Below are 22,362 nucleotides of genomic sequence, written 5' to 3'. Positions count from 1 at the left end.
ATTATTAGCGGTTTGTATAGCCGCTAATAATATACCTGATGAATTTCAAGATGCAGCAAACAAAACTGCAATTTTAAAGACGACACAGACAGAGAGTTTAAATTTCAATAACCATTCCTGTCTCCTTACCATAAATACTGCGTATATAGCCTTTCGCTATTTGTTCTCCTGTGCAAGTTTCCTGCCCGGGGAAGAACCGGGCATAACTGGTAAATGATTCATCCAGTAATCTTGGGCTAACTACGTTAATTCGGATATTGGTGATTTCAGTTGCTGCCGAGCGGACAAAAGCATCAATAGCGCCATTGGTTACAGCAGTTTGTGAACCATTGGGCGACATTATTTTGCCGACAATACCGGATGTTAAAGTGATTGAGCCACCAGGTTTAACGTATTGCAAGGCACGGAGTGCAACGTTGATCTGACCCAGTGCTTTATTCTTGATACTTTCCTCATAGTCACTCAGCTTTTCTGGCTTCGTCCAGTTGGTTTTGCCGAATGCGCAGACAATGGCTTCAAACATTTTATTTTTAGATAAAAAACTATCTAATTGTTGAGTATCGAAAACATCAATCGGGTATTCAGATGAATTACGGCTGGCTTGAAGAATTTCAAGATCTGTAGGGTTATCAATCAGCAATGGATGATATTTTTTAATATTACTGATAATGTGCTTTCCTATATTTCCTGTTGCTCCTATCACTAATATTTTCATATTGATGACTCCGTAATTTAATTAGATTAGGTTATGAATGCTTATTTAGTTTTAGAGCGTAACTCAGCCCTATATTCTTTCAGAACTTCATCAATCACCCAACTGGTTCGTGAAGCGGATATGCCATTAGAAGGGCAGATATCTTTTCCCTGTAATTGGTGCACAATTGTCTGGATTAATGGCATTTGAATGTGTGTGGGATTTTCAAAATGGAACTGATGCAGTGTATTGTTTTCATCGTAATATGAAATTGGGGAATCGCCGAATGTTGCAAAGGTTATTTTGCCTTTTGTACCAACGATTTCAACTTTATCTTCACGAGAGCTGGCAACAAAATTCCAGATACCCACTCCCTGAACCTGATTTTCAAACATAAATGACATTGAAACACAATCTTCTGCCGGATAGGCTTTTGCCTGTGAATTAGAGTGCCCTTTGACTGAAATAATTCTTCCTAGAAGAAAATCCAATATATCCAGTGTGTGGCAAGCTAAATCAACAAATAATCCACCACCGGATATTTCTGGTTTTACAAACCAGGGGAGATTATCAGGATCCAGATAACGGGACTCCATCTCTCTGAATAACTGACAGACCACAATACGTGGAGTGCCAATCGCACCGGAATCGATCAGCGATTTTATTTTGGTAAATCTCGGCAATGCTCTGCGATAATAAGCCACAAATAATGGAACATTATGGGACTGGCAGGCAGCAATCATTTTATTACATTCTGAAAATGTCAGAGCCATTGGTTTTTCTACATAAACTATTTTGCCAGCCTCAGCAGCTAATAAAGTATATTCTTTATGAGTAGAAGGGGGAGTTGCAATGTATACTGCATCAATATCAGGATCGTTAACCAGCAATTTGGCATCAGAATACCATTTGGGGACATTATGTCTTTTGGCGAAATCTTTAGCTAAATCTGCATTGCGTCGCATAACGGCAATTAATTCTGAATTTTCCAATTTATAAAAAGCAGGGCCACTTTTTACCTCTGTTACATTACCACAACCAATAATACCCCATCTGATTTTTTGCATTTTATTTTTCCGGTATATCAAATTGTTAAGCCGTAAAATTCCTTTCCAGTCTATAATACCTCCTTGTTTTGTTCTATGCTCTCCGTCCGTTTTACATTAGAAAAATTTATTTTCCTGATTTCAGGGAGAGGGCATTGATGGTGTGACTTTTGAGACGTATAACATTTGAAATGATAGACTTTTTGAAATGACTGTTTGAAGTAGCTATGGAAGCATATTGGCGATACTTTTTGCTTGTTGTGGCATAATAGATAACTATCGATTTTTCTAAATTCTTTTTTTTATTCACTATAAGAGCAAACGTTGTGTTAAGTACAAACAACATTACTATGCAGTTTGGCAGTAAGCCTCTGTTTGAAAACATTTCTGTCAAATTTGGTAACGGTAACCGCTATGGACTGATTGGTGCCAACGGAGCGGGTAAATCGACTTTTATGAAAATCTTGGGGGGAGATTTAACACCGACCTCCGGCAATGTTAGTCTTGATCCGAATGAACGCTTAGGTAAATTGCGTCAGGATCAGTTTGCCTTTGAAGAGTACACTGTATTGGATACAGTCATCATGGGGCACACGGAATTGTGGCAAGTGAAGCAGGAACGTGACCGTATTTACGCCATGGCAGAAATGAGCGAAGAAGATGGTTATCGTGTTGCTGATCTGGAAGTCGCTTATGGTGAAATGGATGGCTACAGTGCGGAAGCTCGCGCCGGAGAGTTATTGCTTGGCGTTGGTATTCCGGTAGAACAGCATTATGGTTTGATGAGTGCAGTTGCTCCGGGTTGGAAATTACGTGTTTTACTGGCACAGGCGCTATTTTCTAATCCTGATGTTCTGTTGCTTGATGAACCAACCAACAACCTGGATATCGATACTATCCGTTGGTTGGAACAAGTACTGAACGAGCGCGACAGTACGATGATTATCATTTCCCATGACCGCCATTTCCTGAACACAGTATGTACTCATATGGCTGATCTTGATTATGGTCAATTGCGTCTGTTCTCCGGCAATTACGATGAATATATGGTGGCGGCAACTCAGGCACGTGAACGTCTGCTGGCAGATAATGCCAAAAAGAAAGCCCATATTGCTGAATTACAGGCATTTGTCAGTCGTTTTAGTGCTAACGCTTCTAAATCTAAGCAGGCAACTTCACGTGCCCGTCAGATTGATAAAATTCAGTTAGAAGAAGTAAAAGCTTCCAGTCGCCAGAATCCATATATCCGCTTTGAGCAGGAGAAAAAACTGTTCCGTAATGCACTGGAGTTAGAAGGTCTGACTAAAGGTTATGACAATGGGCCATTGTTTAAAAATCTGAATCTGCTGCTGGAAGTTGGCGAAAAAATGGCGGTGATTGGTGAGAACGGTATCGGTAAAACAACATTGTTGAAAATTTTGATCGGTGAAACTGAACCAAACAGCGGTACGATTAAATGGTCTGAAAATAGCACTATTGGTTATTATGCACAGGATCACGCCAGTGACTTTAATTGTGATCTGACTGTATTTGAATGGATGAGCCAGTGGAAGCGTGAAGGCGATGATGAACAGGCGGTACGAAGTGTGCTGGGACGTTTATTGTTCACTCAGGATGATATCAGGAAAAAAGTCGGCGTATTGTCTGGTGGTGAAAAAGGCCGGATGTTGTTTGGCAAGCTAATGATGCATAAACCAAATATTCTGATAATGGATGAGCCAACCAACCATTTGGATATGGAATCTATCGAATCACTAAATCTTGCGTTAGAACTCTATCAAGGCACGTTGATTTTTGTGTCCCATGACCGCGCATTTGTCAGCTCATTGGCCAGCCGTATCCTGGAAATTAAAGCTGATAAAGTTATTGATTTTAAAGGTACTTATGATGAGTATCTGAGAAGCCAGGGGATTGCTGAGTAACCTCCCGTTTTTTCAGGCCCCGTAGATTAACAACGGGGCCAGTTATTAGCCGTTCTGACATACCTCACACCGCGGATCTTTAGGCAATTTTATCTCACGAAACTGCATCGTCATCGCATCGAACAATATTACTTTGCCTCTGGCAATTTCTCCGTATTGAGTCAGCAATTTAATTGCTTCCATTGCCTGTAACGAACCAATAGTGCCTACGAGTGGTGCCATTACACCTGCTTCAACACAAGTCAGGTTATTTTCACCGAATAATCGGCTCAGGCAGCGGTAGCAAGGTTCTCCTGTTTGATAAGTAAAAACCGATAATTGCCCTTCCATGCGAATAGCTGCACCAGAAACCAAAGCTGTTTTATGCCCGTAGCATAATCGGTTGAGTTGCTCACGAATTGCAACATTATCTGTGCAATCCAGCACAATATCATGCTGACTAATTAGCTGGTCTAAGGCAGGGGCATTCAATAATCCTTCAATGGGATAGATAGTAGTGTGAGGGTTAATTTCCCATAGTGTTAGTGCTGCTGAATGCACTTTAGCCATACCAATACGTTCATCACGGTGAAGGATCTGACGTTGTAAATTAGAGAGGGAAACAGTATCAAAATCCAATAAACTGATTGCTCCGACACCCGCTGCCGTTAAATATTGGGCGGCTGCACAACCAAGGCCGCCCAAACCTACTATCAGCACCTTGGATGATTTCAATTTTTCTTGTCCGTCAAAATCAAAGTGACGTAGAACAATCTGCCGGTTATAACGCAGGATCTCTTCATCTGTGAGTTCAATAGTCATTTTTTCAGTGAGTCACTGGTTTTCATTTATTTATTGATTTTTCAGCAAATGGTTGAAAAATTCGATCTGTACGGTTTCTCCGGTCACAACGGAACCTCGTTCCCGCTCCAGTACGATAAAGCAATTGCCGAGGCTATATGAACTGAAAATATGTGAACCTTGATGCCCGGTGCTTCGAACTTCTAACTCACCTTGCTTATTGAGTGCAGCGATCCCACGCTGGAAATCCAACCTGCCGGGGGATTTTTTCAAAGGTGTTATGACTTTGGCACTGAGTCTCATTGGTGGTTGCCATGCGGTAAAACCCGATAAGTGTGTAATCAAAGGTTGGACTAATTGGTAGAAAGTCAGCACAGCGGATACCGGATTACCTGGTAAACCACAGAACCACGCATTTTTCAGTTTACCAAAAGCAAAAGGTTTACCGGGTTTAATCGCCAATTTCCAGAAGCTAATTTCACCCATTTCATCCAAAATCTGTTTAGTGTAATCAGCTTCACCAACGGAAACCCCGCCACTACTGATAACTAAATCTGCGAGTTCATTGGTTTGTACAAAAGCGTGACGCAGAGCGTCAGGATCATCAGGAATGACACCGAGATCAATAACGTCACAGTCTAGTTTTTCCAGCATCAGACGAACCGCAAAACGGTTGGTGTCATAAATTTGCCCTGCCTGCAATGGTTCACCAATTGTTTGTAGTTCATCACCGGTAGAAAAGATTGCAACTTTTAATTTGCGGATCACATCCACTTGCGCAATCCCCAAAGAAGCAAGCAGAGGTAATTGTGCGGTAGAGAGTTTAATACCCTGTGGCAGGACTGCTGTATTTTGGGCGATATCTTCGCCTATGGTACGAATGTTTTGTCCCTGATGGACAGGGTACGTAAACCGAACGCCTGATTCAGTAACTTCTGCTTGCTCTTGCATAACGACAGCATCAGTACCTGCGGGGATCGGGGCTCCTGTCATAATACGAATGCAAGTGCCTACAGGCCATTCCCCTTGAAATGGTATACCAGCCAGTACTTTTCCTGCTACAGGTAAAATTTGAGTATCGTTCAGGTCAGTAAGGCGAATAGCATAGCCATCCATTGCTGAGTTATCAAACGGGGGAACGTTAATTGGTGAGATAATATTTGTAGCAGTAATACGGCCTGCTGATTGTGTCAGGTTAATTGCTTCTGTTTCAGTAAGAGGAGCGGTTTGTGTCAGTAGTTTTTCCAGCGCCTGTTCAAGTGAAATTAAACCTGAAGTGTAACAATGATCCATGGAAAGCTCCCAATGTGCGGCAAATGGCATGCCTGCATTATGGCAAATATCCTTTTAATGGGGAATGGCTGGTACAGATTGACATTTTCCCCATCTTTGTACTTCGTGACTCAGGAGGGGATTTCTACTAGTGGTTTCTGAGCCTTTCGCAATCAATTTAATTGAGGGTCTAAAATATCTATTACTTTAGCTAATACTTCATCAACAACACTAGGTTCAGCCTGTGCCGAATAGGTAGCTTTGCGTTCATTCAAATCAAGTGAACGGATCTGGTAACAAAGCACAACACCGGTAATTTTGCCAGTATCGGTACTTGAGCCATCTAGATATACGGTGACAGCTTCAGAACGTGCTATCCCTCCTCCACTGGTAATTGGAACGCAAAGTGCAGTACCTAACTTTTGATTCAGTGCAAATTCAGAGATAACCAGATAGTAATGCGCCCCTTTAAACTCTCTGCCACTAACGGAATTGCTACTAGTGTGCCAGATTTCACCCTTGCTTGGGACGTTCCTTCTATGCACCATTAAATCACCTCATTACCAACAGGAGGAGAATTTAGATCGTCGGTTGTTGCTTCGTTGAAAGCCCGTATTTCTGCTTCATCAATGCCTTGCAATAGCTCAGAAAGAGACTTCCGGCCTCTGGCAATTCTATCCGCTGGTTTGATGCTTATGGTGTCGATATTTTGGCAGGGCTGGCAGAGGGCCCCTGTTTGATGGCTTCAGTTGTTTGCGGTTAGATAAAAACTACATCGTATGTTTCCATATTATGTTGAAAATATAGGTATGCTGCTCAACTAGAGTATCGTTTACAGTGATGATGGGTATGATTAGTGACTAAAAAAGATGTATATTATATTCATGATTTGTTATAACTAAATAATGACAGTTAAAACAACTAATTAAATAAATATTTAATCACTATGAGCAATCAAATCATCGCACCAGGCAGCCGTAACTATCAGGCTATTCAGATTGCATTGAGCGGTTTTCTCGCTTTAGTTGTTGCAATGGGAATAGGACGTTTTACTTTTACTCCACAAGTTCCATTGATGATCGCAGAATCACAATTCACTCTGACAGAAGCAGGAATTGTTGCTGCATTTAATTACCTTGGCTATTTTGCTGGCTCTTATGATGCAATGCGGGCACGGCAGTTTGTAGAGTATCGTCTATGGGGCGGATTATGGGGAGCGGTAATTATTACACTTCTGTCAGCCTTGCTGGATGGCCCAATATTACACAGTATTGCCCGATTTTTTATCGGCTGGGCGAGTGGTTGGACATTAGTATTGGTGGCAGCATGGGCGAATGATGCACTGGCAAAACTGAATCGTCCGGGGCTAAGTGCGGCTGTCTTTGCAGGCACTGGAATTGGAATTTTGATTAGTGGCGCATTGGCGGTAGGGATTCAGTTGTGGGGAATGAATGCTGCTCAGGCATGGTTTATTTATGGCATTCTGGCCTTGTTGTGCAGTATTTATGCTAGTCGTCATTTGCCGCGTCGTGGAGAATTACATCGCCCACAAGCTGCGATCCAGAAACTGACGTTGACTCCAGAAATTAAACGGTTGCTATGGAGTTACAGTCTGGCGGGATTTGGCTATATTCTGCCTGCTACATTCCTTTCTCAAATGGCCTCTGAACGTTTTCCCGGCAGCCTGTTTGCGCAATTTGTCTGGCCGATATTTGGGGGCGCTTCTGTCATCGGTATTGTACTGGGGATTCTGTTAAGTCATGTATCGACAGCTCAAGTTCGTTTAGCGATCACACTCTGGCTTCAGGCTCTCGGAATATTGATAGCCGAAGTAATGCCGGGGATTAGCGGCCTTGTCATTGGGGCATTGTTGGTTGGTGGTGGTTTTATGTGTGTGGTGCAACTGACTTTGCTGTATGGGCGTGAATTAGCACCCAATCATACGCATTATATGGCGGGATTATTGACCACAGGTTATGCTGTGGGGCAATTGGTCGGGCCGATGTTGTCTGCTATTTCAACATGGCTGACCGGTAAACTAGAACCTGCTTTATATATCGCATTTATTGGCTTGGTTATTGCCGGATTGTTGGTGTTTAATCGCAACAGAATTTGTCGGGAATAATCCTGATTTGGTGCATTGATGTAGTGACGGTATAGTTATGAACCTAACTCAATGGATTTCAATATGTGCTGACAAAAATGCGGTTTGAAAGACGACGGGTGACGGGTATAGCTATATTTGACGTAGCTATATCCGAAGCAGTTATGCACAGTAAAAATGTGAACAGATGTCCCATCAATAGATATCATGTAAGCAGATACCCATCACATAACGGAAGTATTACTCTTGGAGAAATCAATGTCATCCTTAAGTACAGAAGCCGCGCTGGTGCATTCGGCACTGGTTGCTCATGGTCTTGAAACCCCACTGCGTGAACAGATTTTAGAGCCTGAAGTGCGTAAAGCACGCATTGAGGAACACATGACAGAAATTATGAAACTGTTAAACCTTGATTTGAGTGATGACAGTTTGGCTGATACGCCGGGTCGTATTGCGAAAATGTATGTAGATGAAATATTTTCGGGTTTGGACTACAGAAATTTTCCGAAAATCACTTTGATAGAAAATAAAATGAAAGTTGATGAGATGGTGACAGTGAGAGATATCACGCTGACCAGTACCTGTGAGCACCATTTTGTAACTATTGATGGAAAGGCCACCGTAGCTTATATTCCTAAGGATAAAGTTATTGGATTATCAAAAATTAACCGTATTGTGCAATTTTTTGCGCAACGCCCTCAGGTACAGGAACGTTTGACACAGCAAATTTTAATTGCGCTACAAACTTTGCTTGGGACAAATAATGTTGCCATCTCTATTGATGCTGTTCATTACTGTGTGAAAGCCCGTGGTATTCGTGATGCAACCAGTACCACAACAACGACTTCTCTTGGCGGTTTATTTAAGTCCAGTCAGAATACACGACAAGAATTTTTGCGAGCCGTTCGCCACTTACACTTATCGTGATGCCTCTTTATTACCATGACAAGTAGTGAGTTAAATAGTGGAGTAACGGGCCATAGGATTGTGGCTCTTGATAGTGTGCGTGGTTTCGCCATTTTGGGCATATTATTACTGAATATCTCTAGTTTTGCGTTGCCATATGCTGCTTATATGAATCTCTTTTACAAAGAGAATGTCTCATTTTCTGATGTATTAACATGGTCTGCCTTGAGTACTTTTACTCAAGGAAAATTTTTGTTTATTTTAACACTGCTGTTTGGTGCGTCACTTGAGTTATTGAGGCAAAGGGAGCATAACTGGAATCTTTGCAGGCTGTTGATCCTGGCTGTTATTGGTTTATTGCACGGGATCTTACTGTGGGATGGCGATATCTTGCTGTCATATGGTGTGGCTGGCATTTTTGCGTTGCATTTGATTAATACCCGTCACAATCTGTTTGGTCAGGGGATTGTTTTTTACCTGTTCGGTTTGATGATGTTTTATCTGTTGGGATTATTCCCAGTGGAAGAAAATAGTACTTTCTGGCGTCCATTAGAACAGGATATTTTTCATGAAGTTTACTGGAAAACCCATGGTGGGCTATTGGCGATAGAGCATCGTATGCGTCAGGTCAGTGGGGCAATGATAGTGACCGTGGTACAGTATGGCTGGCAAATGGTTGGGACAATGCTTTGTGGAGCAATGTTAGTACGTAATGGATGGTTGAAAGGAGCATACAGTAGTTACCATTATCGTCGGGTGGCGTTGTTGCTGTTTGTCGTTGGTCTGGTAATCCACTCTGTTGCTCTGTTAGTTCAGTATTTATACCCGTACAGTTATTTTACTGCTTTGACAGTGCGTCATACTATCGCTGAATTGGCGACACCATTTCTGGCGTTGGCTTATGTGGCTTTGATTTATGGATTCTGGCCGGTTATTTCCCGTTGTCGAGTTATTTTCTGGTTCCAGCAGGTTGGCAGAATGCCGTTAACCTGTTATTTAATGCAAACTTTAATTTGTACCACGCTTTTTTATCATTGGGAGCTATTTAATCAGTTCACCCGTTTGGAATTGTTAATATTTGTTCCTTTCGTCTGGGGGTGTAATATCGGGTTCGCCTGCTGGTGGTTGAAATATCATCAAAAAGGGCCTGTTGAAACACTTTGGCGGGGTTTATCTGGAAAATTGGTAGAAAGATTTTAAACTGTGCAGAGCCTATTGCTTGAAAAATAGGCTCTTATCTGCTGGGCTGTTTTTTCTCCAGTTCCTGTAACTCTTTTGGTGATACGGCAGGGTAGCCCCCAATTCCGGTAGGAGCGACCTGCTGGATAGGAATTGGTGTCAGAGGGCCTAGAAAACGCGGCTCACGCTTCAAAATATAAAGGTCAGCCAAAGCGCCGAGGCGGGCAAACACTTCCCGCATACGTATGGTCATCATATTTTTGGGGGAAGACACCGCATAACATTGTGCTTCTATTCCCATGTGCATTGCAATGAACAGGGCGCGTTCACAATGGAAGCGCTGAGTGATGATAGTAAAGTCATTGGTATCAAATACCTTGCGGGTTCTGACAATCGAATCTAATGTACGAAAGCCAGCAAAATCCATCACAATTTTTGGTGCTGGTATCCCTGCCTTGATCAGGTCTTTTCGCATTGTATTTGGTTCATTATAGCTGTGTTGGGCATTATCTCCGCTCAGCAGCAGGTATTTTACTTTCCCACTGTTATAAGCGTTAACAGCACCTTGAATTCGATAAAAATAATATTGGTTATACGCGCCAGTTTTATAATATTTGGACGTACCTAATACCATACCAACTTCCTGTTCAGGTAATTGTCTAAGATCGTCAAAAACATAGGGAGCGGTTTTCCAGCTGATCCAGCGATCGAGCATAATGGCTGATAGCATAAAAACAGCTATTATGAGAATCAGGCTGGTAATCAGGCGCTTCCACATTGTTTTTTGCCTTTTATATAATTATAAACAAGTGAGCAAAGGCTACTTTACTTGATATATCGAAGCAAGTATTGGATGAACATACCAGATAGAATACTTTTTATTGTTCGTATGTTTATTGGATTTAGAGATTGGCTGTACTTATTACTAAAGGCTTTTATTAAAAGGCCTGTCAAATGTTATCGGCAGGCCAGTTGGTAATATATCAGAATGATGTGCGTTTATAGACGCGGTATTCTGATTTCCAGAAGTTACGCTCAATAGCTTCTTCAAGTGCATCTTCAGAAGTAACCATTGCTACCCCCTGAATTTGGGCTTTTTTCGCTACTTCTTTAGCGATCTTACGGGAAACGTTCTGAATATCATCGATCAATGGCAATAACGGGCCAGAACCAGTTTGTGCCAGTGGAGAACAATCTGCTAATGCGCGGCTGGCAGCCATCAACATATCATCTGTCACGCGTTTGGCACCGGCAGCAATAACACCTAACCCGATACCAGGGAAGATATAAGAGTTATTACATTGTGCAATTGAGAACTTTTGACCTTCATATTGTACTGGTGAGAATGGACTACCAGTTGCGACCAGTGCCTTACCTTCTGTCCAGTTAATAATATCTTCAGGACGCGCTTCGACGCGTGATGTCGGGTTGGACAACGGCATTACAATTGGACGTTCACAATGTTTATGCATTTCACGAATAATTTCTTCCGTGAACAGACCGGACTGACCAGAAACACCAATCAGAACAGTAGGTTTGGCATTGCGGACAACATCCATTAGTGACAGGCTATCATTGTTAACATCCCAGGATCGCAGAGTACTACTTTTCTGAACCAGTGCACTTTGAAAATCCAGCAGATTTGGTTGCTTGTCAGTGAGCAGCCCAAAGCGATCAACCATGAATACACGGGCACGGGCCTGTTCATCACTTAAACCTTCTGATTTCATTTGGGCGATGATTTGTTCAGCAATACCACAACCAGCGGAGCCCGCACCGAGGAAGGTAACCGTTTGGTCTTTCAATTGACGGCCTGCGGCACGGCTGGCGGCAATCAGGCTACCAAGAGCAACAGCGGCTGTACCTTGAATATCGTCATTGAAGCAGCAGAGATCATTGCGATAGCGAGTCAGTAATGGCATCGCATTTTGCTGGGCAAAATCTTCGAATTGCAGCAGTACATTCGGCCAGCGGCGTTTTACAGCCTGAATGAATTCATCTACGAAGTCATCGTATTCTTTGCCTGTAATGCGAGGATGGCGCCAGCCCATGTACAGCGGATCATTCAAGCGTTGTGGGTTATTAGTCCCCACATCCAATACGACAGGCAGGGTGTAAGCCGGGCTGATCCCACCACAGGAGGTATATAAAGATAATTTACCGATAGGGATCCCCATACCACCAATCCCCTGATCGCCAAGACCCAGAATACGTTCACCATCGGTGACAACGATAACTTTAACATTCTGTTTGGTGGCGTTTTGCAGCATGTCATCAATATAAGCCCGGTTCGGGTAAGAGATGAATAAACCACGGGCACGGCGGTAAATGTCAGAGAAATGTTCACACGCTTCACCGACGGTTGGTGTGTAAATAATAGGCATCATTTCGCTGAGATGGGCGTCAAGGAGCCGGTAGAAAAGAGTTTCGTTGGTGTCCTGAATATTCCTCAGATAAATATGTTTATCCGCGTCATTTTTGAAATCGCAATATTGGCGATAAGCGCGTTCGGTCTGTTCTTCAATTGTTTCAACGGTCTGAGGTAATAAGCCATGCAGATTGAAGTTGCTGCGTTCTTCTTCCGTAAAAGCGCTGCCTTTATTCAGCAGGGGAAATTCCAACAAGATGGGGCCAGCGTAGGGAATATAGAGAGGACGTTTACTTTCGTGTTCCAGTTCCATGATGCTTACTCTTTAGACTAATCAATAACAAAATCGGTAAATCAGCTATAGATCCTAAGAAGATAAAAAAATAAGTACAGTAAATGTTACTTAAATATGTCTATCATGAGCAAAAATGAGAGATAACATGCGGAATTCGCTAATTAAATGTTATTTAATTTCTCGCTTTTGCCCAAAATTCTTCCAGGATGGTCATTTTTTAGCAATGGAACTGTCAGAACGTATGACACTCCGTTTGCTTACAGCCGAGGGAAACTAAGGTAGATTCAGTCGCATTCCATTGTGATAGATGATTGTTTTGTCCTTCTACTAATATCGCCCGTTTGATGGTTCGGCAATCACTGCCTGACATGTTCATCAATATTAGAGCTGCCTGTAAAGGGGGTAAGCTCGGATTGAATGCAGCATTTTCTGCATAGCGGCCGGTATAAATACGATTTTGCTCATCCATCAGAGCAATACCTGAGTGGGATTGGCTATAAGGCGAATGACTCTGATTCGCAGCATCCAGTGCAGCCAGTACGAGTTCGTCATTGGTATCCAACTGGTAGCCATGATGAATGCTATCCAGCAACAAGGGAGTATCTCCTAAATCACGTGGGCCGAATGCCTCTGGTAGATAGTCAGCCAGAGTTAATCGTGGGTGATCAGGTAAACAGATTTCCAATTGTGCTCCACTGTTTAATTCGTTCATAAATTGGCGGCAATGGCCGCAAGGAGAACAATTAACAGTGACGGATAGCAGTTTTTTCTCACCACGTAACCAAGCATGGGTAATGGCTGATTGTTCGGCATGGACAGTTTGCTGTAACGGAACGCCCACAAATTCCATGTTGGCACCAAAATAGAAGTTTCCGCTGTCTCCTTGTGCGATAGCACCGACATGAAAGTGCGAGATGGGAGCAATAGAACAGGCCGCAGCGAGTGGCAACAGGGCAAGTGCCAACGCATGATCATCAAAGCCGCAGCTCTGCTTAATTGACTCCACCTGCTCTGCTGTCAGCATAGCTGGAAAATCATCATTACCAATGTAGGGCAATAGAGCCTTTTGCAATTTAGGCGTGATTTCTGACCAGATAGCGTGAAAACGAGCTTGCATAGAATAATCTCCAAGTTAATTGAAGGTTATTCTAGGATGATTAGTTAGGTTTATAATGTGATGTATTCCATATAATTAATGAAATTTATGTAACAAAGATATTATTTTAACAACTTACGTCAAATTTTTTACTATTTGAATGATTTTTTCACTTTTTGGTAACTAACCAAAAAGATGCAGTAACACAGGAAATAAGAAAGGCGCGATCAATGAAGTAATAACGCCGCAAGTCATCAGTGCCAGTGAACTATATGCACCCTCGACATGATCTATTTCAGCACATCGTGCAGTTCCTACGGCATGAGAAGCTGTACCCATCGCTAGCCCTCTGGAGGCCTGGGTTTTAATTTTTAAGAAATTAAACAGATTATGGCCAAAAATTGCACCTAAGATACCAACAGCAATGACACAGGCGGCACTGATGGCTGGAATACCCCCAATAGAATGAGCGACTGCCATGGCGATAGGAGTTGTAACTGATTTTGGTAATACAGAAGCTGCGATTTCAGGGGTAGCGCCTGCCCATAAAGCAATAGCTGTACCTGTTACCATTGCAGTAACACAGCCGATGAAGCAGATACTGATAATAGATTTCCATTGAGCACGGATTTGATGGAGCTGTTCGTACAGCGGAAAGGCTAGAGCAACAACAGCAGGTTGTAACAAATCATTCAATATCCGGCTACCGGCAAAATAATGTTCATAAGGGGTATGAGTCAGCAGCAGCAGAGGAATAATGACTGCCATTGATATCAATAAGGGGTTTAAAATAGGAAATCTGAATCGGACAGATAGTTTTTTGGCAAGATAGAAGACAGCCAAGGTTAATGGCAATGACCACCAGATATGGTTTAGCATTTTTATTTTCTCTCCTGTTGTGATGATTTCTGTTCTGGTAATTGTTTTTTGTGATTGGTGCCGATAATGGCGCGTTCGCGGTGGACATAATGAGAGCTGTAAGCAACGGTAATCATGACGATGACAGTACTGATGATACAGGAAAGGGCAATCGGGAGTATCTGTTGGCTGAGCTGTGGATAATATTCCATGACACCGACCCCGATGGGTAAAAAGAGCAATGTCATGTTTTTCATCAATAAGCTACAGCCCGGTTTTACCCAATGAGCGGGAATAATCTGAAGCGCTAGCAAACAGAACAGAAGAAGCAAGCCAATAATACTACCGGGGAGAGAGCAGGGGAGATGTGCTGAAATGAGATTCCCTACAATGAGGCATAAGTAGAGCAGCACAAATGCACGCAGATATTGCCAACCTGCCATGAGTACGTTTTGGAAAGACATAACGTATAATTCCTCAATGTAAAGAGGGTTATCATACGATTAATATTGTTAGTGTGCTATAGGTCACATTAAAAAGCGGGTTTAGAAAACCCGCCTTACTATTTTCGGAACATCAGTCTCAGAGTATCAGGTGATTACTTAACCTGCATACCAGGCTGAGCCCCGCTGTCCGGGCTTAACAGGAAAATTTCTTTTCCTCCAGGGCCTGCTGCCATCACCATGCCTTCTGAAATACCAAAACGCATTTTACGTGGAGCAAGATTAGCCACCATAACGGTCAGGCGGTTTTCTAATGCTTTTGGATCCGGATAAGCAGCGCGGATGCCGGAGAAGACTTGACGAGTTTCACCACCAAGATCAAGGATCAATTTCAGCAGTTTATCTGAGCCTTCAACAAAATCAGCCTGCTTAATCAATGCAATACGTAGATCAATTTTAGCAAAATCATCAAATGTGATGGTGTCTTGAATTGGATCATCTGCCAGAGGGCCTATCAGGGTTTTTTGTGGCTCAATGTTCTCCTTGGAGTCATCTACCATTGCTTCAACTTTAGCCATATCCATACGGTTAAACAGTGCCTTAAATGGTGAAACATCATGATTCAGCAGAGGTTGCTGGATACCATCCCAAGTCAGTTCGGTATTCAGGAATGCTTCTGCACGGACAGCGAGACCCGGAAGAATAGGCTTCAGGTAAGTCATCAGCACGCGGAACAGGTTGATGCCCATTGAGCAGATAGTTTGAAGATCTGCATCCCGGCCTTCTTCTTTCGCCACAACCCACGGTGCTTGTTCATCAACATAACGGTTAGCAAGATCTGCCAATGCCGTGATTTCACGAACAGCCTTACCAAATTCACGATTAGTGAAATCTTCTGCAATTCCCTGTGCGGCATCAACAAATTTCTGGTACAGCGTGGGATCAGCGAGCTGATCTGCCAGTTTACCGGCAAAACGCTTATTGATGAAACCAGCGTTACGTGAAGCCAGGTTAACGATTTTATTAACGATGTCACTGTTGACGCGCTGAACGAAGTCTTCCAGATTCAGGTCGATATCATCAATGCGGGAAGAGAGTTTCGCTGCGTAGTAATAACGCAGGCAGTCTGCATCCAGATGCTTCAGATAAGTCTCTGCTTTGATGAAAGTTCCGCGAGACTTAGACATCTTAGTGCCGTTGACAGTAATGTAACCATGAACAAACACGTTGGTTGGCTTGCGGTAATTGCTGCCTTCTAACATCGCTGGCCAGAACAGGCTATGGAAATAGACGATATCTTTACCAATGAAGTGGTAAAGATCTGCTTTGGAATCTTTCGCCCAGAATTCATCGAAATTCAGGTCACCACGTTTATCACACAGGTTCTGGAATGAACCCATATAGCCGATTGGTGCATCCAGCCAGACATAGAAATATTTACTTGGTTCATCAGGGATCTCAAAACCGAAATAAGGCGCATCACGGGTGATATCCCATTGTTGCAGCCCTGCTTCGAACCACTCCTGCATTTTATTTGCTACCTGCTCTTGCAAGGTGCCAGAGCGAGTCCATTGTTGAAGCATATCGCTGAATACTGGCAGGTCGAAGAAGAAATGCTCTGTGCTACGCATTTCTGGTGTTGCGCCAGATACAACTGAACGAGGGTTGATCAATTCTGTTGGAGAATAGGTTGTTCCACACACTTCACAGTTATCGCCGTACTGATCTTCCGCCTTACATTTCGGACAGGAGCCTTTGACGAAACGATCAGGCAGGAACATGCTTTTTTCTGGATCGAACAGTTGAGAAATGGTTCGATTCTTGATGTAACCGTTTTTTTTCAGTTTCAGATAAATTTCTGACGCAAGTGCTCTGTTTTCTTCGCTGTGCGTAGAATGGTAGTTATCGTAACTGATAGCAAAACCAGCAAAATCCTGCTGATGCTCCAGGTGCACTTTGTCGATCATCTCTTCTGGCGAAATCCCAGCCTGCTGGGCTTTCAGCATGATTGGTGTACCGTGAGCATCGTCAGCACAGACAAAGTGAACCTCTTTGCCGCGCATTCGATGATAACGAACCCAAATATCAGCCTGAATGTGTTCTAAGATGTGACCGAGATGAATTGGACCGTTAGCATAGGGTAACGCACAGGTCACCAGTAATTTTTTCGCGACTTGAGACATAGTTAGGATCTGACTTCCATAAATTGAAAAGGGTTTTTGATGTTACCTGATAAGGAGCATTGTCGCTAGGGTAATGCGAGAACTTCATCTCTTTTGTTTTGTTCTTATCGTAAGCTGTCTGCTTCTGCTATGATGGACGGACAGTTTTAGCTTGAAAAAGATAAATCAAAAGGAGCCGGGATGAACTCACGATCCCCCGAGCAGACCAATCCTGACCTGCTGAGAGAAAGCGTTGCGAAAATATTGGCAGCATTCAAACATCCGACATTAGAACAAGATTTAGTGACTCTGAAAGCATTGCATCGCTGTACTGTTCTGGATGGGATACTACATATTGAATTAATGATGCCCTTCGTTTGGAAACGAGCTTTTGAAACATTGAAGGAAGAAACAACTCATTTCTTACAAGCTGTTACAGATGCAAAAGGTGTTGAATGGCGGCTTTCCCATGATATCTGTACCTTACGCCGAGCTAACAACTTACCGGGTGTTAATGGCGTACGTAATATTCTGGCAGTCAGCTCAGGAAAAGGTGGCGTGGGTAAATCCAGCACGGCCGTGAATCTGGCACTGGCTTTGGCTCAGGAAGGGGCAAAAGTAGGTATTCTGGATGCAGATATCTACGGTCCATCGGTTCCTAATATGCTTGGGACAGCCAAAGAGCGCCCGACTTCACCTGATGGTCAGCACATGGCCCCAATTATGGTACATGGCATGGCGACAAATTCCATTGGTTATCTTGTCACCGATGATAACGCAATGGTGTGGCGTGGCCCGATGGCAAGTAAAGCACTTATGCAGATGCTACAAGATACATTGTGGCCGGATCTGGACTATCTGGTAATCGATATGCCACCAGGAACTGGGGATATCCAGTTAACGTTATCCCAGAATATTCCGGTGACTGGTGCATTGGTTGTTACAACACCGCAGGATATTGCCCTGATTGATGCTATGAAAGGTATTGTCATGTTCCAGAAAGTCAACGTACCAGTGCTAGGGATTATTGAGAACATGAACACGCATATCTGTAGTCACTGTGGCCAACATGAGCCGATTTTTGGTGAGGGAGGCGCAGAAAAACTGGCGGAAAAATACGAATGCCAATTATTGGGCAAGATCCCTCTGCATATTTCACTGCGTGAAGACCTTGATCGCGGAGAACCAACGGTTACCAGCCAGCCTGATAGTGAATTTGCGGACATTTATCATGAAATTGCTGCGAATATTTCTGCCCAGATGTACTGGCGAGGAGATAAAATACCGACTGAAATTTCTTTCCGTGAAGTTTGATTTAAGTGATCAAATGAAGAGTGCACAATTATACTCTGTTTGAGGTACATCGTTCTGAATGGATGATACACGGTTCTGTCGGTAAACTGATAAAAGAATATAACGGCTTTATTGAGAGATTTAATAGATTAGATTGATGATTATTCCATTGATATTGTCGTCATTTAGTTGTGGTTTATGGTATAGGGATTGTTATATCAAAAACGTAGAACAATGGCTCTATTGTTACAGGATCATCTGTTACAGAGCGATTGTTCTACACTTGGTGATTTCTATTTCATCTACTATAGCTATCATCTGAAATTTAACGGGATATTTTCAAGGAATTATTTCGGACATAATCTTGAGATTAGTTTTGTGAATCGCTTTGGTACTGGTTTTTGAACATTATTTTTAAGTCATTTTTCCATTTGCAGACCTGTGGTTGCGGAATTTTTCTGCGAAGCGTATTGAAAAAAGCGAGGCTTATCTTGTTTGCGCTGGCATAGAAGCTACTAACTCCTTATAATCCGCCAAACATAGCGTGACAGAATGCTATTTTCCCACTTTATTTTTTCTTTTTAACCAGGTTATTTCTAGTATGGCTGATGAAGCACATAAGTGTACAATCGTAGGTATTTCAGGCGCCTCTGCTTCGGGCAAAAGTCTTATTGCCAGCACACTTTATAGAGAATTACGCGCTCAGGTTGGTGATCACAATATCGGAGTTATTCCAGAAGATTGCTATTACAAAGACCAAACTGATACTCCACTGGAAGAACGCTATAAAGTCAATTATGACCACCCAAGTTCAATGGATCACAATTTACTATTCGAGCATATTCAGGCACTGAAAGCCGGGAAGTCCGTTGAATTGCCCCAATATGACTACGTTGCTCATACCCGCAAACCAGAATCCATTCATTTTGAACCGAAGCGAGTTATTATCCTTGAAGGTATCCTATTATTAACGGATAAGCGTTTGCGTCAGGAACTGGATTTTTCTATTTTTGTTGATACACCATTGGATATCTGTCTGATGCGTCGCATCAAGCGCGATGTGAATGAGCGTGGGCGTTCACTGGATTCTGTAATAGAGCAGTATAAAAAAACAGTTCGTCCGATGTTCCTGCAATTCATAGAGCCATCAAAACAATATGCGGACATTATTGTTCCCCGTGGCGGTAAAAACCGTGTGGCTATCGACATACTGAAAGCCAAGATTGGTCAATTTTGCGAATAACCTGATGTTCAGGAATTCATAAGTATCATCGTATTTTGAGAGGAAGTAATGCGACTCTGTGACCGTGACATTATTAAATGGCTTGATGAAGGTAAACTGGAAATTACCCCACGTCCTCCTGTCGAACGTATTAATGGGGCAACTGCTGATGTTCGCCTTGGGAATCAGTTTCGCGTTTTTCGTGGTCATACTGCTGCTTATATTGACTTGAGTGGTCCTAAGGCTGAAGTCAATGCGGCACTTGATCGCGTCATGAGTGATGAAATTAGTTTGCCGGATGGGGAGGCTTTTTTTCTGCATCCCGGCGAACTGGCACTGGCAGTGACACTGGAATCTGTCACATTGCCTGCTAATCTTGTTGGTTGGTTGGATGGTCGTTCATCTCTGGCTCGTCTTGGTTTGATGGTCCATGTCACTGCTCACAGGATTGACCCAGGTTGGCATGGTCAAATTGTTCTGGAATTCTATAATTCAGGAAAATTACCGTTAGCTTTGCGTCCGGGTATGGTCATTGGGGCTTTGAGTTTTGAGCCGCTTTCAGGCGCTGCTGACCGTCCTTATAACCGACGTCAGGATGCTAAATATAAAAATCAGAAAGGAGCAGTGGGGAGTCGAATCAGCGAAGACTAATCTTTCCTGGTGAAAATTTCTGGTAAAGTAGTCATTTGGTGAAAATAGTCATCTTGTGGACATGAGACTGAGGAAGTCATGAAAAGATTGTTGACGACACTCGTTATTTTGTTAGTGGTAGTTGTTACGGGGCTAACAGCATTAGTCGTGCTGATTAATCCAAACGATTTTCGTGGCTACATAGTTAAACAAGTACAAAAAAAGAGTGGCTATCAGCTTGTGTTGCAGGATGACCTCCGTTGGCATGTCTGGCCAAAATTGAGTATTTTGACCGGACAGGTATCACTGACTGCTCCCAATGCGAAAATGCCTGCTGTTATGGCAGAAAATATGCGCCTGGATATTGAGTTGCTGCCATTGTTATCTCATCAACTTTCTGTCAAAGAAGTGATGCTTAAAGGGGCTGTTTTGCGGTTTACACCGGATAGTCAGCCACAAAAAAAACCAGAAGCTCCCATTGCACCTGAAGGTGATTTTCATTATCCCGTAGTGGATGATGCTCATAGCTGGAATTTGGATATCGATAAAATCAAAGTAGAGAATAGTTTATTGATTTGGCAAACCGATACCCATTCGCAGCTAAATATGCGGGATATTGATTTGCTGATGAAACGCCAGGATCAGAATCACGTTAATCTCGAACTCAATAGTAATATTAATAAGAATCAGCAAGAATTTGCCTTTGAGGTTAACGCTTCTTTCGATATTTCTGATTATCCAAATAATTTAACTGGTGATATCAGTTCGTTTAAATATCAGTTACAGGGTGTTGGTCTCCCGCCTGAAGGCATAGCTGGATCGGGTAGTGCAGCTGTAAAATATGATGCTTTCTCCTCATCTATTTCGTTGCAGAAAATAGCACTGACGATGAATGATAGTGAATTGGCAGGCAATGTTGCGATTAACCTGAAAGATAAACCGCACTATTCCATCAATCTGTCTTCACCAAAATTAGATTTAGATAATTTGTTAGGATGGGATAAGTTATCACAGTATAGTTTACAGGCAAAACTTGATTATCGGGCTGAAAATAATTCGGCAAAACCTGTGATTGCAAAGTCAGTTTCTCCTTTATCAAATTATGATCTCAGTTTTCTGAAAGAATTTAATGCTCATCTGTTATTCATGGCGAATAAATTTATTTATCAGGGTATGAATATCGATAACTTTGTCTTTAAAGCCGTCAATGATGAGGGAATAACGGAGATTTTGAGATTAAGTGGTAACGTATTTGGTGGTCGTTTTGCACTTCCTGCCACAATTGATGCAACAGTTAATCCGGCTAAATTACATGCGAAACCTCTGTTGCAAGACATTGACTTACAACCACTATTGAAAGCTTTGGCTTTACCATCGGTGTTTAGTGGACAATTTGCGTTGGATGGAGATCTTTTGGGAGATGGCTACGATGAATATGCAGTTACCCATTACTGGCAGGGAGATCTGAGTATTGGCGTGAAAAATGCGCGTTTAGACGGGTTGAATATCCCTTTGCTTATTCAGCAATCTTTTTCAAGAATGACTGATTTGGTTCAACAGCCGACGAATATTCAGAACTTTACTGATGCACAAAATCTGTCAGTAAAAGCTCAACTGAATAAAGGTGATATTAAAATTAATAACCTTTCTGCAACATCTGGTATTTCGAGAATTGAAGGGCAGGGTGAGGCAAATTTACTGAAACAGAGTGTCGATGTTGCGTTGGCGGTTCAGTTAATCAGTGGGTGGGGGCAAGAAAACGAATTAGTTAGTCGTTTAGAAAAACTAAAAGTACCACTGCGGGTTTATGGTAATTGGGATAATCTGCAATATACCTTGAATGTTGAACCGATATTGCGTGATGAATTACAGCAAAAAGTCAAGAAATCCATTAAAAACTGGCTTGAGAATAATGATAATAGTGAAGTAAGAAAAAAGCTGCTAAATAAGCTGAGTAAATAGTTGAACTTATCATAATTGATAAAATAAACAGGTGAGCGTTTTAACGTTCACCTGTTTGTGAAAAAATTGATAGTGAGTTGATAGTGGTGTTACACCACTATCAACTTATAGATCAAATAACAGATGGGTT

Annotated in this window: 19 protein-coding genes; 8 read left to right on the top strand and 11 right to left on the bottom strand. The window is 42.4% G+C overall.

Annotation, left to right across the window (positions count from 1 at the left end):
* Positions 1–97: 97 nt before the first annotated feature.
* Together HGO23_RS12700 and HGO23_RS12695 are read right to left on the bottom strand one after the other, a co-directional pair.
* Positions 98–715 (bottom strand): short chain dehydrogenase, encoded by a 618-nt coding sequence (locus HGO23_RS12700; RefSeq protein WP_209026859.1) that lies wholly within the window; start codon positions 713–715, stop codon positions 98–100.
* A gap of 41 nt (positions 716–756) precedes the next feature.
* Positions 757–1,761, bottom strand: coding sequence for a Gfo/Idh/MocA family protein (locus HGO23_RS12695; protein WP_209026857.1), 1,005 nt, complete (start codon positions 1,759–1,761; stop codon positions 757–759).
* A 305-nt stretch (positions 1,762–2,066) separates the two neighbouring features.
* Here HGO23_RS12695 and HGO23_RS12690 point away from each other — a divergent pair, with 305 nt between their 5' ends.
* Positions 2,067–3,662 carry an ABC-F family ATPase gene (locus HGO23_RS12690; protein ID WP_099134581.1) on the top strand — a complete coding sequence of 532 codons (1,596 nt, stop codon included), beginning with the start codon at positions 2,067–2,069 and terminating at the stop codon, positions 3,660–3,662.
* A gap of 45 nt (positions 3,663–3,707) precedes the next feature.
* Here the strand turns inward: HGO23_RS12690 and moeB are convergent, their stop codons facing one another.
* The 3 genes from moeB to HGO23_RS12675 all read right to left on the bottom strand — a co-directional run bounded on the left by moeB (position 3,708) and on the right by HGO23_RS12675 (position 6,262).
* On the bottom strand, positions 3,708–4,463 hold the full coding sequence (moeB, locus tag HGO23_RS12685) for a molybdopterin-synthase adenylyltransferase MoeB (protein WP_099134582.1): 756 nt from the start codon (positions 4,461–4,463) through the stop codon (positions 3,708–3,710).
* A 30-nt stretch (positions 4,464–4,493) separates the two neighbouring features.
* Positions 4,494–5,735: a molybdopterin molybdotransferase MoeA gene (gene moeA / locus HGO23_RS12680; RefSeq protein WP_209026855.1), complete on the bottom strand. Its 1,242-nt coding sequence runs from the start codon at positions 5,733–5,735 to the stop codon at positions 4,494–4,496.
* Between the two features lie 152 nt (positions 5,736–5,887).
* Entirely contained in the window at positions 5,888–6,262 is a 375-nt protein-coding gene (locus HGO23_RS12675; protein WP_099134583.1) for a type II toxin-antitoxin system PemK/MazF family toxin, read from the bottom strand.
* Positions 6,263–6,660: 398 nt separating this feature from the next.
* Between HGO23_RS12675 and HGO23_RS12670 the strand changes: the two genes are divergently transcribed.
* From HGO23_RS12670 to yeiB, 3 genes are all read left to right on the top strand, one after another.
* Positions 6,661–7,839, top strand: coding sequence for a YbfB/YjiJ family MFS transporter (locus HGO23_RS12670; RefSeq protein ID WP_099134584.1), 1,179 nt, complete (start codon positions 6,661–6,663; stop codon positions 7,837–7,839).
* A 237-nt stretch (positions 7,840–8,076) separates the two neighbouring features.
* The gene (folE, locus tag HGO23_RS12665; protein ID WP_038264398.1) at positions 8,077–8,745 is read left to right on the top strand and encodes a GTP cyclohydrolase I FolE; all 669 of its coding nucleotides are present in this window, start codon (positions 8,077–8,079) and stop codon (positions 8,743–8,745) included.
* A gap of 15 nt (positions 8,746–8,760) precedes the next feature.
* Positions 8,761–9,924, top strand: a complete 1,164-nt coding sequence (yeiB, locus tag HGO23_RS12660) for a DUF418 domain-containing protein YeiB (protein WP_099134585.1) — start codon at positions 8,761–8,763, stop codon at positions 9,922–9,924.
* Between the two features lie 34 nt (positions 9,925–9,958).
* Here the strand turns inward: yeiB and sanA are convergent, their stop codons facing one another.
* The 6 genes from sanA to metG all read right to left on the bottom strand — a co-directional run bounded on the left by sanA (position 9,959) and on the right by metG (position 17,146).
* Complete coding sequence (gene sanA / locus HGO23_RS12655) at positions 9,959–10,681, bottom strand: outer membrane permeability protein SanA (protein WP_209026854.1); 723 nt, start codon at positions 10,679–10,681, stop codon at positions 9,959–9,961.
* A gap of 205 nt (positions 10,682–10,886) precedes the next feature.
* Positions 10,887–12,584, bottom strand: coding sequence for an NAD-dependent malic enzyme (locus tag HGO23_RS12650; RefSeq protein ID WP_209026852.1), 1,698 nt, complete (start codon positions 12,582–12,584; stop codon positions 10,887–10,889).
* A gap of 214 nt (positions 12,585–12,798) precedes the next feature.
* Entirely contained in the window at positions 12,799–13,683 is an 885-nt protein-coding gene (gene cdd, locus HGO23_RS12645) for a cytidine deaminase (protein WP_209026851.1), read from the bottom strand.
* A gap of 162 nt (positions 13,684–13,845) precedes the next feature.
* Positions 13,846–14,541 carry a CidB/LrgB family autolysis modulator gene (locus HGO23_RS12640; RefSeq protein WP_099134589.1) on the bottom strand — a complete coding sequence of 232 codons (696 nt, stop codon included), beginning with the start codon at positions 14,539–14,541 and terminating at the stop codon, positions 13,846–13,848.
* Positions 14,542–14,543: 2 nt separating this feature from the next.
* Positions 14,544–14,984 (bottom strand): CidA/LrgA family protein, encoded by a 441-nt coding sequence (locus HGO23_RS12635; protein ID WP_209026849.1) that lies wholly within the window; start codon positions 14,982–14,984, stop codon positions 14,544–14,546.
* 134 nt (positions 14,985–15,118) lie between these two features.
* Positions 15,119–17,146, bottom strand: coding sequence for a methionine--tRNA ligase (metG, locus tag HGO23_RS12630; protein ID WP_209026848.1), 2,028 nt, complete (start codon positions 17,144–17,146; stop codon positions 15,119–15,121).
* A gap of 180 nt (positions 17,147–17,326) precedes the next feature.
* Between metG and apbC the strand changes: the two genes are divergently transcribed.
* The 4 genes from apbC to asmA all read left to right on the top strand — a co-directional run bounded on the left by apbC (position 17,327) and on the right by asmA (position 22,232).
* On the top strand, positions 17,327–18,439 hold the full coding sequence (apbC, locus tag HGO23_RS12625) for an iron-sulfur cluster carrier protein ApbC (RefSeq protein WP_099134592.1): 1,113 nt from the start codon (positions 17,327–17,329) through the stop codon (positions 18,437–18,439).
* A gap of 580 nt (positions 18,440–19,019) precedes the next feature.
* Positions 19,020–19,661 (top strand): uridine kinase, encoded by a 642-nt coding sequence (gene udk, locus HGO23_RS12620; protein WP_099134593.1) that lies wholly within the window; start codon positions 19,020–19,022, stop codon positions 19,659–19,661.
* 48 nt (positions 19,662–19,709) lie between these two features.
* Positions 19,710–20,291, top strand: a complete 582-nt coding sequence (gene dcd / locus HGO23_RS12615; protein ID WP_099134594.1) for a dCTP deaminase — start codon at positions 19,710–19,712, stop codon at positions 20,289–20,291.
* A 78-nt stretch (positions 20,292–20,369) separates the two neighbouring features.
* A complete protein-coding gene (asmA, locus tag HGO23_RS12610) occupies positions 20,370–22,232 on the top strand; it encodes an outer membrane assembly protein AsmA (protein WP_209026843.1) in 1,863 nt (620 codons plus the stop codon).
* Positions 22,233–22,362 lie beyond the last annotated feature (130 nt).

It is taken from the genome of Xenorhabdus budapestensis (assembly GCF_017743015.1).
In the GTDB taxonomy this organism is placed as follows: Bacteria; Pseudomonadota; Gammaproteobacteria; order Enterobacterales; family Enterobacteriaceae; genus Xenorhabdus; species Xenorhabdus budapestensis.
Note: the sequence above shows the minus strand (reverse complement) of the source record. Positions and strands in the feature narration are given on the sequence as shown.

Excerpts from the sequence above, each read along its gene's own strand:
- yeiB (WP_099134585.1), top strand. The coding sequence starts at position 8,761 with ATGACAAGTAGTGAGTTAAATAGTGGAGTAACGGGCCATAGGATTGTG.
- udk (WP_099134593.1), top strand. The coding sequence starts at position 19,020 with ATGGCTGATGAAGCACATAAGTGTACAATCGTAGGTATTTCAGGCGCC.
- asmA (WP_209026843.1), top strand. The coding sequence starts at position 20,370 with ATGAAAAGATTGTTGACGACACTCGTTATTTTGTTAGTGGTAGTTGTT.
- moeB (WP_099134582.1), bottom strand. The coding sequence starts at position 4,463 with ATGACTATTGAACTCACAGATGAAGAGATCCTGCGTTATAACCGGCAG.
- HGO23_RS12650 (WP_209026852.1), bottom strand. The coding sequence starts at position 12,584 with ATGGAACTGGAACACGAAAGTAAACGTCCTCTCTATATTCCCTACGCT.
- cdd (WP_209026851.1), bottom strand. The coding sequence starts at position 13,683 with ATGCAAGCTCGTTTTCACGCTATCTGGTCAGAAATCACGCCTAAATTG.
- apbC (WP_099134592.1), top strand. The coding sequence starts at position 17,327 with ATGAACTCACGATCCCCCGAGCAGACCAATCCTGACCTGCTGAGAGAA.
- dcd (WP_099134594.1), top strand. The coding sequence starts at position 19,710 with ATGCGACTCTGTGACCGTGACATTATTAAATGGCTTGATGAAGGTAAA.
- sanA (WP_209026854.1), bottom strand. The coding sequence starts at position 10,681 with ATGTGGAAGCGCCTGATTACCAGCCTGATTCTCATAATAGCTGTTTTT.
- HGO23_RS12635 (WP_209026849.1), bottom strand. The coding sequence starts at position 14,984 with ATGTCTTTCCAAAACGTACTCATGGCAGGTTGGCAATATCTGCGTGCA.
- HGO23_RS12700 (WP_209026859.1), bottom strand. The coding sequence starts at position 715 with ATGAAAATATTAGTGATAGGAGCAACAGGAAATATAGGAAAGCACATT.
- HGO23_RS12695 (WP_209026857.1), bottom strand. The coding sequence starts at position 1,761 with ATGCAAAAAATCAGATGGGGTATTATTGGTTGTGGTAATGTAACAGAG.
- HGO23_RS12640 (WP_099134589.1), bottom strand. The coding sequence starts at position 14,541 with ATGCTAAACCATATCTGGTGGTCATTGCCATTAACCTTGGCTGTCTTC.
- folE (WP_038264398.1), top strand. The coding sequence starts at position 8,077 with ATGTCATCCTTAAGTACAGAAGCCGCGCTGGTGCATTCGGCACTGGTT.
- HGO23_RS12670 (WP_099134584.1), top strand. The coding sequence starts at position 6,661 with ATGAGCAATCAAATCATCGCACCAGGCAGCCGTAACTATCAGGCTATT.
- metG (WP_209026848.1), bottom strand. The coding sequence starts at position 17,146 with ATGTCTCAAGTCGCGAAAAAATTACTGGTGACCTGTGCGTTACCCTAT.
- moeA (WP_209026855.1), bottom strand. The coding sequence starts at position 5,735 with ATGGATCATTGTTACACTTCAGGTTTAATTTCACTTGAACAGGCGCTG.
- HGO23_RS12675 (WP_099134583.1), bottom strand. The coding sequence starts at position 6,262 with ATGGTGCATAGAAGGAACGTCCCAAGCAAGGGTGAAATCTGGCACACT.